7 protein-coding genes are annotated in these 14,852 nt (G+C 48.8%); 4 read left to right on the top strand and 3 right to left on the bottom strand.

The window, feature by feature from the left end; genetic code table 11:
• The first annotated feature begins 176 nt into the window (after positions 1–176).
• Both ACO6UX_RS09525 and ACO6UX_RS09520 read left to right on the top strand, forming a co-directional pair.
• On the top strand, positions 177–1,337 hold the full coding sequence (locus ACO6UX_RS09525) for an ImmA/IrrE family metallo-endopeptidase (RefSeq protein ID WP_422447031.1): 1,161 nt from the start codon (positions 177–179) through the stop codon (positions 1,335–1,337).
• A gap of 25 nt (positions 1,338–1,362) precedes the next feature.
• Positions 1,363–1,863, top strand: coding sequence for a DUF4411 family protein (locus ACO6UX_RS09520; protein ID WP_422447029.1), 501 nt, complete (start codon positions 1,363–1,365; stop codon positions 1,861–1,863).
• Positions 1,864–1,886: 23 nt separating this feature from the next.
• On the opposite strand, the gene ACO6UX_RS09515 is transcribed toward ACO6UX_RS09520, so the two are convergent.
• Positions 1,887–2,354, bottom strand: coding sequence for a hypothetical protein (locus tag ACO6UX_RS09515; protein WP_422447027.1), 468 nt, complete (start codon positions 2,352–2,354; stop codon positions 1,887–1,889).
• 261 nt (positions 2,355–2,615) lie between these two features.
• Here ACO6UX_RS09515 and ACO6UX_RS09510 point away from each other — a divergent pair, with 261 nt between their 5' ends.
• Positions 2,616–3,365 (top strand): hypothetical protein, encoded by a 750-nt coding sequence (locus tag ACO6UX_RS09510; RefSeq protein ID WP_422447025.1) that lies wholly within the window; start codon positions 2,616–2,618, stop codon positions 3,363–3,365.
• Positions 3,366–3,503: 138 nt separating this feature from the next.
• A complete protein-coding gene (locus ACO6UX_RS09505; RefSeq protein ID WP_422447023.1) occupies positions 3,504–3,770 on the top strand; it encodes a helix-turn-helix transcriptional regulator in 267 nt (88 codons plus the stop codon).
• 119 nt (positions 3,771–3,889) lie between these two features.
• On the opposite strand, the gene ACO6UX_RS09500 is transcribed toward ACO6UX_RS09505, so the two are convergent.
• Both ACO6UX_RS09500 and ACO6UX_RS09495 read right to left on the bottom strand, forming a co-directional pair.
• A complete protein-coding gene (locus ACO6UX_RS09500) occupies positions 3,890–4,012 on the bottom strand; it encodes a hypothetical protein (RefSeq protein ID WP_422447021.1) in 123 nt (40 codons plus the stop codon).
• 294 nt (positions 4,013–4,306) lie between these two features.
• The gene (locus tag ACO6UX_RS09495; protein WP_422447019.1) at positions 4,307–14,842 is read right to left on the bottom strand and encodes a calcium-binding protein; all 10,536 of its coding nucleotides are present in this window, start codon (positions 14,840–14,842) and stop codon (positions 4,307–4,309) included.
• Positions 14,843–14,852: the final 10 nt, after the last annotated feature.

The raw sequence follows: 14,852 nt of genomic DNA, 5'->3' as shown, positions 1-14,852 counted from the left end.
GAGCAATATTCTGATCGGTTGGTAAAGTATACACAGAGAGGTACATATCAGGAGGATGGGAAGGCAACCGTGGTTTTCCCTCGTTAGCTAGCTGGGGGCATTAAACCAGGCCTTCATGCTATCGATGGGTAATCCGTAATGATATTATCCCCACGATTACAGAATGGACCTCAATAATGAACGAAGCCATGATCAATCCGGAGATTGTCCACTGGGCGCGAGAGCGTGCCGGGATGGCTCCTGCTGATCTGGCGGGAAAGTTAAAACAGAAGCCCGAAAAGCTGCTTGAGTGGGAACAGGGCAAAAGTCGGCCCAGTTTTTCCCAGGCTCAGAAGCTGGCAAGCCACCTCCGGATTCCTTTCGGTTATCTGTTTCTTAAAGAGCCTCCTGAAGCTCCTTTGCCCATACCTGACCTGCGTACCGTGGGCAGTCGGGTATCCCCTGAGCTGGGGCAGAATTTCCGTGATCTCCTGAATAATGTGCTGCTCAAGCAAGAGTGGTTTCGGGAGTACCAGATTGAAAACGGGAATGACAAAGTTGAGTTTATAGGCCGCTGTTCTTTGAATGACGACGCTGCCAGTGTGGCTGAGGATATCGCTCGTACGTTGGGTGTAACGGCCGCTTTACGGAAAGGTGCCCGGAACTGGGAGCAATACCTGAGCTTGCTGATTGAAAGGGCGGAAGCCGTGGGCATTCTGGTGATGCGAAGCGGCATTGTCGGCAGTAGTTCTAATAGAAAACTGTCTGTGGAAGAGTTTCGGGGGTTTGCCATCAGTGATGATTATGCCCCGCTGATCTTTATCAATGCGGCCGATGCACCTGCCGCGCGGCTGTTTACCCTGGTTCATGAACTTGCCCATTTGTGGGTGGGTAACAGTGGTATTTCTAATGTTCCGCTGGATGATTTTTCTGAACGAGGTCACCAGAGGAAGGAAGAGGCATTTTGTAATCGGGTTGCTGCTGAGTTTCTGGTGCCTGGTAAAGAGTTTGTGAATGACTGGCAGGCAAAGCGCAGCCTGGTGGAAAACTGTGCGGATTTAAAAAAGGTTTATAAGGTCAGCCCCATGGTGTTGGCACGTCGTGCCTATGATCTTGGTCTGATTCCCCGCGAGGAGTATCTGGACTTTTATCATGCTGAGCTGAAAAAGTTCCGGAATCAAAAAGGCGGTGGTGGTTCTTTTAATCTGAACCTGAAAACACGCAATGGCGTTCTTTTTTCTACGGCTGTTGTGGGGGCTGCAATGGAAGGGCGCTTGTTACTCAGGGATGCTTCCCGGCTTTTGAATATCAATAAGATCAGTACTCTCAACGATTTTGCCAAGTCTCTGAATGGATAGTCTCTTAATGTAGGGTGAGCTGTTGATGCAATACCTTTTGGACGCGAACACGTTTATCCAGGCGAAAAACCAATACTATGCTATGGACATCTGTCCCGGGTATTGGGATTGGCTTGAGCGGGAGAATGGCCTGGGCCGTATAGGCAGTATCAGTGAAGTCGCCAGAGAGTTGAAAAAGCAGGAAGACGAGTTGAGTTCCTGGGTTAAAGGACGAAATGAACCGGATTTTTTTCTGCCTGTTGATGATCAGCAGACACAGGAAATCTATACGGAAATCGCCAATTATGTCGTTCAAAACTATGAAGAGAAGCACTTTGCGCCTTTTCTCAATGTCGCTGACCCATGGCTGGTGGCCAAAGCAAAGGTAACAGGGGCGGTACTGGTTACCCATGAAGCACTGGTACCTGCAAACAGCAAGAAAGTAAAAATACCGAATATCTGCAACCAGTTTGATGTGCAGTACATGAGCACATTTACCCTGCTGAGAAGGCTTGATGCCAGGTTTTTTCTTCAACCGGCTGCTTGATATTGGCTTACAGCTTGCTCTTCTTAAAACATTGGCCCCGTACACTGACCATTAATCATCTGACCATAGCAGGTTGGATGATTCGCTGTTTTGGGCAGAATAGAGCCGTGACACACGCCGTTCACTATAGACCCAATGCATTCGTCTGCTCGGTAGACTTTGGTGCCGTAGCTGGACTGTGTCGCCCTTCTGGCAGATGAGTTCTGAATACCTCGATTCATGGTACTGACATAGAAATCCATCTGTTGCTGATATTCAGAGGCCAGACACTGTTCGTAGGCAAGAGAATCCATTTGCCCTGATGATTCTTCCTGCTGCTTCTGACAGCTTTCTTCAACTCCATTACGTGCCATCTGGTCAAAAGCATTGTAATAGGTTTCGTATACAGCGATTTGAAGTTCTCCAACCTTCCGGGCTACGGATGTACATCCTGTAGAGGCAATGGTTAATCCGAGAATAACTATGAATGTTAGTTGACGGCTGATGTTCAAATTTGTGGCTCTGAAACAGTGGTTTGATGATGCCGAGTGTACATTTTGAAAGCTTTTAATCCATGCGGATAATGCACTTTATTTGAGACTTGTTCAGCCGTTTTGCTGCCGAACCTTGCCATAAATCGATGTTGGTCTCGTATTTATACATTTCAGTTTTAGTCTTTGAGAATTTGCAGTCATCCCGAAGTTGGTTATTGCCAAAAATAATTCGTAATGGCAGGTTATTGGTTGCTATATGTTGCAACAAGGACGTATGTGATGACTGTTCAATTACGGTTTACGGATGAAGAAGAGTTAAATGTAGGTCAAGAACTTGAACATTCCTGCCTGCTATTGGCTGGGATTGAGACTGCTGGCAGTTTCGATGAGTTTGTGGACTGGTATCGGGAACAGGAAAGGGAGTCTGATAGTATTCGACAATCTAGATTGGGGACTATCCATCGTGGACGAGAAGACTATTTGCTTGGTAATCATTGGCTGGGAAGATTTAAGGAAGCGCAAAAAAACTACTCGACAATACTGAATCGACATAAAGAAGGTAGGACCGAACTGAGTTTTCATAGCTATTTAGCTTGGGATGGAGTGACTCGTGAGTCGATATTGATCACCAAACTTGAGTTACAGAAATACTGTTGCGAGAGAGGAATATTTCCAGAGTTTTTACTGCCTTTTCATCCTTCAGTTGTTTCTGGGCGAGTTGTTGAACAAATAGCGTCATCCACTCAGACAGCCACGGAAAATAAAACTCTGAAGTTGAGAGTGGAAGAGCTGGAAAAAGAATTGGCTCTGGCCTGCCTCTTCAGAGATTCTTCACTTCCGGCATACCAAGAAGAATTGGTTATCGCTGTTGACCTTTGGTATGAGTTTCATGGACAAGAAGTACGGAAGAAATCGCAAAAAGAGGTGATGAGAGGATATTTAAAACAGCACCATAATCACTTGAGTGGAAAGGCTGTCGATCGAATTCTAACAATGGTCAACTGGAAGATGGGGGCACCCAAAAGTTAAATTTGTTCATCTCTCTCTGACCCCTTACTGACTGGGCTATTCACCTAAGTCCGCCCCCTTCTTCAGAAAGTCCGCTCCCTGTTTGGTGGTTTCTTTCTATGGTTTTCTATCTTTGCACTCACAGCAAGGATACGGCTTATGGCAAAAAAAGTTTTTGAGCAGGACGCAATCAAACGAGGTTTTACCCCGGAGCAGGCGTCGAACTATACAGGTTTTTCAAAATCACTGATTGATCATTATCGGACAGATGGCCAGGTGAATGATATTTCTGGCCCAGCATTCATAAAAATTGGTCGTAAGGTGATCTACCTGAAAGAAAGTCTTGATGAGTGGATGGACAGTTTTACCCAGGTACGTTCATTGGCTGAACTGACGTTGAATGAGCCAGATGATATCAATGGATAAAAAATCGATTCCTGCTCATTTCCGAAACTTGGTGATTCCTGATACTCGGCTCCTGATGTTGTATGCAGGGGCTCCCGAGTGTTGGGCTGCTTCTCGAAAAGACAGTTCTGCGGGGCTATTCAATCACCTGGTATTACCGGAGTTGAATCAGGCTGAGTATTTTTACTGGCCTGTGGCGCTGCTCCGTTGTCATCATTAACTTTGATCGTCTGAATATGCACCTGGCGCATAAGCTCGCTCATATCATTCTTGAGGCGGGTGCAAACGATGTGGCTTTACGGAATATGCCGGATCAGACGGTCTTTACGAGTATTCTGGAAGAATAGACTAGTGGCACTGTCCAAAATGGATCGGCCTGCTGTTCAAAAGTGCCCCCCCCTACTGCTGATGGCACACCGTGCTGCAATGTGTCCATTCAGAAAAAATTTGTAACAGCAAGTTTAACCCGCTGTAACCTGCTCGTACCCCAAAACCAAAAAGGCAGCACCAGTTACCCAGTGCTGCCTTCATTTCATCGTGAATATAAGGTGTAAACCTTAACTCACGGTCGTCTGCCAACTGGCAGCAATCACCGGAGTAACCTGATCGCGAACGTTCTGTGGCAGCTGAGCTTCACCAGCTGGCGGTGCATCAAACCCAGCCATGGCATTGACCAAGTTCTCCACCTTGTTGGCCAGCAACACAGCATCGCCCGTGCGGATTTTATCCAACTTTTGGGCATCATTGCTGTACCAGTCCTGTACCGTAATCTGATCATCAGAACCGATAACATCAATCAGCAGATGGTCACCGGAGCGGGTAAACCAGAGGTTTTCTTCTTCAATGCCCAACAGCTGCAGTACATCCTGATCCACTGCTGAATTGGACAGGTTATTGATCGTGTCAGCACCACCACCTGTTGTGAAATGGTAGGTATCATTTCCATCACCCCCCATCAGATAGTCATTGCCAACGTTGCCATGAAGATGATCATCGCCGGCTCCACCATCCAGCATTTCAGCATCGGAAGAGCCAAGAATGATCTGATCACCAGCCTGGCCGTTCAGAATCGTGGCATAACCCCGTTCGTCCGGAACGTTCTGGTAGTCCGGTGAACCATTGGTATCAGGGTTAGTGCCACCAAAAGCACCGAATATCTGATCTGCGGTAATCTGACCGCCACTGGCAAACCGAATGGTATCCACTACGTTATCACCACCCAGGAACCAGTCTTTCAGCGTAACCGTATCAGTCCCACCCTGAATATTGAGAATCAGGTCACTACCAAAACGGCTGAGGCCTGAGGCTACCTGGTTAAAGCTGATACCTTCAAACAACAGCGTATCATTACCACCGCCAGCATTGTTGATAACGTCCTGACCATCTCCGGCAGTAAACACATAGGTATCGTTACCACGTCCACCTTTCAGAGTGTCATTTCCAGCCTGTCCATTCAGGGTATCGTGACCATTTCCGCCCTCCAGAAGATCATCACCGCCATCCCCGGATAGCTGATCATCGCCATTAAATCCACGGATGTGATCAACGTTGGTTGTACCCGCTAACGATGCGTCATCACCGGCTGTGCCATCAACCTCATTAAGACTGTTTTCAGAAGGGGTTGGAATGGCCAGACCAAAGGCAGCAAAAATCCGGGCTGCCGTGATCTGACCACCAGTAGCAAACGTGAAGCTGTCGATCAGATGTTCACCGCCCAGGAAGAATTTCTTGAGGGTGATCTGATCCGGGCCACCATTCACCTTGAGAATCAGGTCATCGCCCATTTTGGAGAGGCCAGAGGCTACCTGGTTAAAGGTGATACCATTTACAAAGTGCACTTTGTCGGTACCACCACCCGTGTTATCCACCACATCCTGTCCACTGGAGAAGTGATAGATATCATCTCCCTGACCGCCAATCAGATGATCGTTGCCAGCTCCGCCAATCAATGTGTCATTACCGGCACCGCCCAGCAGCACTTCATTGGCAGCGGTCCCTGTGATGACATCGTCACCGCCCAGTCCTGGCTCGGTTGGCTCACCGGTCTCTCCACCCTGGTTACCCCCACCGGAGCTGCCACCAGAGTTATCAACCGATTCACCACCATTACCGTTGCCAGTCTCACCTCCGCTGCCATCACCACCGCCCGGGAGAGCCGTTAGTAACGATGCAAAGCTTGAGGCCGGGATAGCATAGCCACCGTCAGAAGGTTGCACATAGCTGATGGCTTTCTCACCACCAAGGAAGTGATCTTTCACCCGCAGCTGTTGCTTCAGATCATTATCCAGAAGCATGACCAGATCATTGCCATCCTTATGGAAGCTGATCCGGTCACGGCTGATACCGCCATTGAAAAGCACCCAGTCGGTACCGCCACCCGTGGCATCAATGGTATCTACACCGTCTCCGGCCTGATAATAGTAGTGGTCATCACCGACACCACCATTCAGGGTGTCGTTGCCATCTTCGCCGTTTAGAACGTCATTTCCAGCACCGCCGGCAAGGACATCATCACCAGACCCCTGACCAGAACCATTACCACCCATCAGGCGATCGTTTCCATCACTACCTTCCAGCCGGTCATTGCCGGACATTCCGAACAGGGTGTCATCACCACCTTCACCCAGAACCTTATCATTGTTTGCACTACCAACCAGACGATCACCGTCGTTAGTGCCTTTCACCACTGAAGCAAAGTCCGGATCACTGCCCCCGGCAACCAGCTGATTGATCTTGTTGGTGGTGATCATAAAGCCACCATCTGGCTGTACACCATCCAGTGCCCAGTCACCGCCAAGGAAGTGGTTCTTTATGCGGATGGACTGACCTGTCTGATCTTTCATGGCAATCAGCAGGTCATCCCCATCACGGCTGAAGTCCAAAGACTCCGGGGTTGCACCACCCTGAAGCAACAACAGTCCTTGTCCGCCACGGTTATCAATAACATCCGCGCCATCACCCACAGCCCAGACGTAAGTGTCCCGACCCGCGCCGCCTATCAAGGTGTCGTTGCCGCCCTCTCCACGAAGCTGGTCATTACCATCACCACCGAATAAACGATCATCGCCGCTTTCACCGTCCAGGTAATCATCACCGGCATCGCCATGAATCAAATCATTACCGGCACGTCCCCAGACTTTATCGTCTCCGGCACCGGCATGGATTTCATCATGATGATCACGGTAGCCAATCATGGTCTGATCGCTACCGTCAGTTCCATAAGTTACTACCTGCTCTTCAAGGTCGGCATCGGATAAGATGGTGCCATCGGCAAACTCAAAACTATTGATTTTGAAGTGCTCGGTAGGCTCCCGGAACCAATTCTCAATGGTGATCTGGTCACTGCCGTTACTGTGGCTGATGACCATATGATCCCCTCGACGGGCATAGGAAAGATCAATGGCGGCAATGCCTTCACCAAAACGAAGCACATCAAAAGAGGCGTTGTAATTGCTATAGGCTTCGCCCAAGCGCCGTTCAATCACCCGGTCAGCACCGTCACCCAGATTGAAAAGGTACTCATCATCGGTAAAGCCACCATATAGAGTGTCATCACCTGCACCACCTTCCAGTGTACTAAGCACACCGCGCTCCCAGGGCTGGCTGTCAACGATCAGGGTATCGTTACCGGCGTCACCTTTCAGGGTGCTGCCACTTTGCCCGGTAATGACATCATGACCTTCACCACCTGCTAAAAGACCACTGCCTTTCAGAGTGTCGTCACCTTCATTACCAAACAGGTGCCCACGACCAGACAATTTGTCATTCCCCTCTCCACCATACAGGGTGTTATTGCCGGTGAGATCGGTCAGCTCATCATCGCCTGAGCCACCATGCAGGGTGTCATCACCCCAGTCACCGTTCAGCGTGTCGTTGCCGCTGTCCCCAAAGAGCTGGTCATTGCCACCACCGCCACTGAGGTCATCATTCTGGTCACCACCGAAAAGTTGATCGCTACCGTCCTCGCCTAACAGGGTATCGACACCTTCACCACCTTCCAGGCGGTCATCGTCGTCCCCGCCTTCCAGACGGTCATCGCCCTGACCACCCAACAGAACATCCCGGCCGGTCTCACCGTAAAGCGTATCGGATCCGTGACCACCATCAATCTGATCATGGCCTCCCTGACCATGAACCACATCATCACCACTCAGTGCCGTGATCATGTCATTCTCAGCGTGAGCCAGAATCTGATCATTGGCTTCAGTGCCTTTGACCGACTGAACCAGAATGTCGTCTGTATTCCAGCGGGTTCCGTTGGCAAATGTGATGACATTAATGGCACGAAGGCTGACAGCACCGGTCTGTTCGGTAAAGTGGTTGAGGATACGAACACTGTCATTACTGTCAGCGTGACGGGTAATGAGCAGATCATCGCCCTGTCGACGAAGTAACACATCATCGTCGTTCAGGTCTTCAAAGATCAGGGTATCGATGCCGGCACTGTCTTCAATAACGTCACTGCCATCGCCGACTGCAAAATGATAGGTGTCATCGCCAACGCCCCCTTCCAGTCGGTCGTTGCCAGTACCGCCACGCAAGCTGTCATCACCTGCATTGCCCACCAGTGTATCGTTGCCAGCATCACCGGAAAGCACATCGTCTGTCGTATAACTGCGGAGCAGGTTATCGCCAAGATCTCCAAGCAGCGCTTTATCCAGCAGGAGTTCTTTGTTCCAGACGGTGCCATCAGCAAACGCCACCGTATCCAGAGCGTATCTGGAATGGCCTTCATCCTGGAAGAACCGGGAAACAGTGACCTGATCATTCCCCCCATAACTGAGCAAAAGATCATCACCAACCCTTGATACTGCGACACTGTCCGGTGAAACACTCTCTGCAAACCGAATAGTGTCCATGCCTTCACTATCGTAGTTATGAATCACATCCTGCCCGTCTCCAGCAGCAAAATGATAAGTGTCAGCACCTTCACCGCCCGTCAGGGTGTCATTGCCCAGCCCGCCAGTCAGGTGATCATCATCCGCTTCGCCTTCAAGGGAATCATCACCGCTATCGCCGACAAGTACGTCATTGCCAAAACCGCCCTGAAGACGATCCTGGCCATCACCGCCACTGATAACGTCATCACCGCCATAACCCAGCACACGGTCGTTGCCATCGAGAGCAGTCACCTGATTCACCAGGTTGTTACCCTCAATCACATCATCTAATCCCGTGCCCTCCAGTGTTTTGAGGTTAATCGCTGCTTTATCGAGAACCCGAGTATCTTCATCAGGGCCAATCAGAGTCAGGTCACTCGATGGCAGGTCGTTAACAAAGAAATACTTGAGCGTCACATTGTCTTCAGTACTGTCACGGAAAGTCAAAGTCAGGTCATCATCCACACGGCGGAAAGTAATCAGGTCAAGATCAAGGCCAGTCAGTAATAGGCGAGTCTGATCCTGATAGTTATCCCGAATCTCATCTTTTCCATCGCCTTGGGCAAAGTAATAATCATCAGCCCCATGGTCGCCGCTCAGGATGTCGTCACCCATACCGCCTGTCAGCGAGTCGTTACCATAGCCACCGTAGAGACGGTCATTACCTGTCCCACCGGTTAACTGATCATCATTCTGGCCACCATCGAGGTAGTCGTCCCCTTCACCGCCGTAAAGCTGGTCATTACCGTAATCACCATAGAGATGATCATCATTTTTACCACCGTCGAGATAATCATTACCAGCTCGGCCATAGAGGGAATCATCACCCTCTCCACCTTCAAGGCGGTCATTCGATGCATAGCCCAAGAGTTTGTCATTACCGTCTGTGCCCAGAAGCACTTTGGCTTTCACAGTTTGAACATCCCACTGTGTACCATCAGCAAACTCAATCTTATCAACCGCGTAATTAGTTGCTGCATCACGATGAAAGTAGTTGTTAATACGAACCGTTTGGGTCTCATTAATGAGCAGTAACAAGTCAGAGCTCTGTCGGCGGGCTATCACTCCCTCCGGTGAAATTCCTTCACCCAGTTGAATGCGATCCGCACCACTGCCACTTGAAGATTCGGTGATCGTGTCATGTCCATCACCCTTGGCAATCACATAGGTATCATTGCCAGAGCCACCATTTATCGTGTCGTCGCCTTCACCAGCCACAATGGTGTCAGAGCCAGCCCCGCCATAAATGACATCATCCCCCTTGAGGCCGCTGATATGATCATCCGATGCATACCCCCAGAGCTTGTCATTACCATCTGTGGCCTGCATTACTTTGGCTTTGACGGTCTCAATATCCCACTGTGTACCATCAGCGAAATCAATCGTATCAACCGCGTAATTGGTTGCTGCATCACTGTTGAAGTAGTTGCGAACACGAACCGACTGATCACCTCCAATATATAAGAGAAGGTCTGCATCCAGCCGCCGAGCCACAACATTCTCCGGTGAAATTTCTTCACCCAGTTGAATGCGATCCGTATCGCTGCCACGCCAATATTCAGTAATCGTGTCGTGCCCATCACCTCTGGCAATCACATAGGTATCATTACCAGAACCACCATCTATGGTGTCATCGCCCTCACCAGCCACAATGGTGTCAGAGCCAGCCCCGGCATAAATCACATCATTACCCTTCAGGCCACTGAGGTTATCATCCGATGCATACCCCCAGAGTGTGTCATTACCGTCTGTGGCCAGAAGCACTTTGGCTTTGACGGTTTCAACATCCCATTGTGTACCGTCAGCGAATTCAATCGTGTCAACCGCGTAATTGGTGCTCCCATCACTGTTAAAATAACTGCGAACGCGAACCGACTGGTCATCTCCAATGAGCAATAGAAGGTCTGCATCCTGCCGCCGAGCCACCACACTTTCAGAGGTAATCCCTTCACCCAACTGAATGCGATCGGTATCACTGCCACTTGAAGACTCAATGATCGTGTCGTGCCCATCACCTTTGGCAATCACATAAGTATCATTGCCCGAGCCACCGTGTATCGTGTCATCATCTTCACCAGCCACAATGGTGTCAGAGCCAGCCTCAGCATAAATAACATCATTGCCTTTGAGGCCGTTCAGATGGTCATCCGATGCATACCCCCAGAGTGTGTCATTACCGTCTGTGGCCAGAAGCACTTTGGCTTTGACGGTTTCAACATCCCATTGTGTGACATCAGAAAAAACAACCGTGTCAACCGCGTAATTGGTGCTCCCATCACTGTTAAAATAGTTACGAACACGAACCGACTGGTCATCTCCAATGAGCAATAGAAGGTCTGCATCCTGCCGCCGAGCCACCACATTTTCAGAGGTAATCCCTTCACCCAACTGAATGCGATCGGTATCACCGCCACTTGAAGACTCAATGATCGTGTCATGCCCATCACCTTTGGCAATCACATAAGTATCATTACCTGAGCCACCGTGTATCGTGTCATCATCTTCACCAGCCACAATGGTGTCAGAACCAGCCCCAGCATAAATAACATCATTGCCTTTGAGGCCGTTCAGATGGTCATCGGAAGCATACCCCCAGAGTGTGTCATTACCGTCTGTGGCCAGAAGCACTTTGGCTTTGACGGTTTCAACATCCCATTGTGTACCGTCAGCGAATTCAATCGTGTCAACCGCGTAATTGGTCGCTGTATCACGGTGAAAATAATTGCTAACACGAACCGTTTGGGTATCACTAATGAGCAGTAATAAATCTGAATTCTGCCGCCGGGCCACCACACTCTCTGGTGTAACCCCTTCACCTAGTTGAATCTTATCCGTATCATTGCCACTCGAAGACTCAGTGATCCTGTCATGCCCATCACCTTTGGCAATCACATAAGCATCATCACCGGCTCCACCTTCAAGCCTGTCATTACCCTGCCCACCATTAAGCTGGTCATTACCGCCGTAGCCAAAGATATGATCATCACCGGCAAGCCCGTCAAGCTGATCGTTCACAGCATAACCGTAAAGATAATCATTGCCCTGCGAACCCTCTTGAACCAACTCCTTGACGTTATCAACTGTCCACTGCTCACCACCGGCAAACTCAATCATGTCCAGTGCATAACCACCAGTAGCATCACGATTAAAATAATGATTAACGGTGACCTGCTGCCCGGAGTCTTTAAAAGTCAGGAAAAGATCTTCATTGTAACGAGTGGCTCGAATGGACTCAGGCTTTATACCTTCTTTAAAGCGCAGCACATCGTGACGGTTTGTATGAGTGTCGTGGTTATTGATGGTCACATTGCCATCACCGGTGCCATACAGGTACACGTCATTGCCACTACCGCCAGTTAGAGTATCTGTACCGCCATTGCCATCCAGCACATCATTGCCATCACCGCCGTTAAGAGCGTCATTACCAGCAGAACCGATCAAGAAACTGTTACCACTGGAACCATTATGGTTTTTCTTCCAGAAGCTGACATCCTGGATATCACCCGTTAACAGATCATGGAAAATTGCAGCACCAGGCACCTCTGACAACTGCGCAGCCACTGCCTGCTCATTAACACCCAACTGATTACGGAAGGAACTATAAAGGTGAGCAAAAGCAACAGCTTCATCTGTCGTACTCAGGGTTTTGGCGTATTCAACCAGCGATGCCTCAAGCATTTCCCGGTCAGCGATTTCTACCCGGTTATTAGTGACTGAATAGAATGTGCCTTTAAATGCATCACTCATGACAGATTGCACCAGAAACCGTTCCGCATAATGGTGCTTCAATGCCTCAAAACGGCCATCAAGATAGCCAGAATTTAAACGTCTAATGGTAGGGCTTCGACCTTGCGCAAACTGAAATTCAATGGTTCCTTTGAATTCTTCGATGCCAAAAAAGCTCTCCATAATCCAGAGTTTTTCGGTAGTAGATAATGGTCGTTTGGTATTCAGTCCAGCCTTTTCCCTGAGTGAGGTTAAACCCGACCAGTCCGCAAGCACCTTGTCAAACTGCGCATAAACGTTAGCCGCATCAGCTGCTGCCAACGATTGTACAAGTTCCAGCGTGGTATCATTTTTGGCGTATACAGACTGCAAATCTTGAACGGAACCAAATCCACGGAGCAGCGGTAAATCAATATTCCGTTCCAGCAAATCTTCCAGAACGCTGAGATCCAGAGTATGGGTGCCGGGGTCTTTCGTCACACGGTTATCAAGCTGAAGGTCAAAAGCAGCGGCATAAGCTGCTTCTCCATTGATGATTGCAGAACCTTCCGCCAGGATACGGTTACCATTACTGTCCTTGCTGACTTCTTCGTGTTCCAGGTTGATCGACTCAATTCCTAAAGATTCGAGAGTATGAAGTTCATCCTCCTGACTCAAACCATCTTGGTTAGTATCCTTCCAGACTTTCAGACGGGAAAAAATCTCATCATTACTGTCAATCACGCCATCATCATTGCTGTCACCAGCCTGCTTTAACGCCTTGAAGCCATTGATCTGAGCGTTACCAAACAATTCAGAAATATCATCAATCGAACCATTGTCGTTCAGATCATTAACCAGCAGACCATCTTTAGCATTAATCCAACCAACCTTCTCGGCAATACCGTCTTCATCGAGGTCAAAGAAGGCCGTGCTCAATTCAACATTTCTGGTAGCAATATCACCACTGCCATCCAGATCGAAAGAAAGCGGGTCAAACCGTCTAATCGTCGTTGCATTTGGATCATGCTCGGGCGGTTCTTCCGGCTCTTCATCTTCGGTTTCCAGCCGGATGCCTAACTGGCCATTAGTGAAGTTATTGATGGTCAAGCCACCATTGATGGTCAGGGTATTACCACTGAGAAAATAAGTATTTCCTCCACCTTTAAACTCGTTGGCTGGGTCATCTTTTCTGCGGGAGCCGCCAGAGAGAGCCTTCCCACCCAACAAGACGACACCTTTGCCATCAGAATCAAGGATCGTATCCTCACCGTCTGCATGGTAAATATCTCGCCCATCACCACCATAGAGCTTGTCTGCGCCATCCCCACCCAACAAAGAGTCATTCCCCTCTGCGCCAATCAGGGTGTCATTACCAGCCCCACCTAAAAGGGCATCATTGCCAGCATTCCCAACTAGAGAGTCTTCACCATCACCACCATCCAGATGATCGTTACCCTCGCCACCCAGCAGGTCGTCATTACCACCTTTACCGAGCAGTTTGTCATCGCCACTCTGTCCGTTCAGCGTATTTCGGGCATTATTACCAGTGATTTCATTATCGAGTTCATTACCAATACCTACCAGCTCTGCTTCACCGGTCAACTCAAGGTTTTCAAGATTATCGGACAGTGTAAAGACGACAGAAGATTTGACCGTATCAATACCTTCATCGGCTTGTTCAATCACCTGGTCGGAAGCGCTATCGACAATGTAGGTGTCATTGCCCTGACCACCTTCCATAATATCGTTGCCGGATTGGCCATCCAGAGTGTCATTACCACCATCAAAATCTGCCAGGTAGTTATCGCCGGAGTCTCCGGTTAGAGTGTGGTGAATATTGGTGTCGTTCTGGATAGTTTCACCTTCGGGAATCAGGAAGCGCCCCTTATAAAACTTGAATCGATCGCCCTTATCAGCAAGCCACCGGTTCAGAAGTACCAGCTCTTTAACCTTGAAACCATAGCCATGAGCTATAGATGTCAGTGTATCCCCACTTTTTATGACATAAATACCTTTTTCACCCAGATTGATTTTTTCACCAATACCAAGGAATACATCAGAAGAAACAAAGCTCTCTGAAGCAATACGATGAAGGTTATTCTTTAGAACAATTCCATCATTGCGGCCCTCTATAACAGCAAAACGCTGACCATTATTATCAATATATTTAATCTCTGGTATGCTGAGTATCGGCTTCAGATTATCTCTCAGGTAGTCTTCGTAGCTTTGAATCGTGATATCGAAAGTTGTTGAGTCGACACTAACAAACCCACCTTGCTGATCAGAAAACAAGTGGACTGTTTCAGGCTCAATGGAAGTATTTTCGATAATGGGTGATGGACTAATAATCGCTTTTCTGTCGCTCTCTATTAAGCTAAAAAATTCATCATAGAGATAACTAGAGAGGTACGTTCCTGCTGTCGCTGCAGCACCTAATAACACAGCCACTCCAATAGCTGGCGCTGCAACGCCACCAATAAATGTTCCAGCAATGTAAGCGTTCAAGCAGGGAGCA

The organism is Endozoicomonas sp. ALB091, assembly GCF_049310265.1.
Classification (GTDB): domain Bacteria; phylum Pseudomonadota; class Gammaproteobacteria; order Pseudomonadales; family Endozoicomonadaceae; genus Endozoicomonas.
The sequence above is the reverse complement of the archived record's forward strand: the minus strand, read 5'-3'. Positions and strand labels throughout refer to the sequence as shown.

What these genes read in the sequence shown, in the direction of transcription:
- ACO6UX_RS09520 (WP_422447029.1), top strand. Translation starts at nt 1,363, where the DNA reads ATGCAATACCTTTTGGACGCGAACACGTTTATCCAGGCGAAAAACCAA.
- ACO6UX_RS09500 (WP_422447021.1), bottom strand. Translation starts at nt 4,012, where the DNA reads ATGAGCGAGCTTATGCGCCAGGTGCATATTCAGACGATCAAAGTTAAT.
- ACO6UX_RS09510 (WP_422447025.1), top strand. Translation starts at nt 2,616, where the DNA reads ATGACTGTTCAATTACGGTTTACGGATGAAGAAGAGTTAAATGTAGGT.
- ACO6UX_RS09505 (WP_422447023.1), top strand. Translation starts at nt 3,504, where the DNA reads ATGGCAAAAAAAGTTTTTGAGCAGGACGCAATCAAACGAGGTTTTACC.
- ACO6UX_RS09525 (WP_422447031.1), top strand. Translation starts at nt 177, where the DNA reads ATGAACGAAGCCATGATCAATCCGGAGATTGTCCACTGGGCGCGAGAG.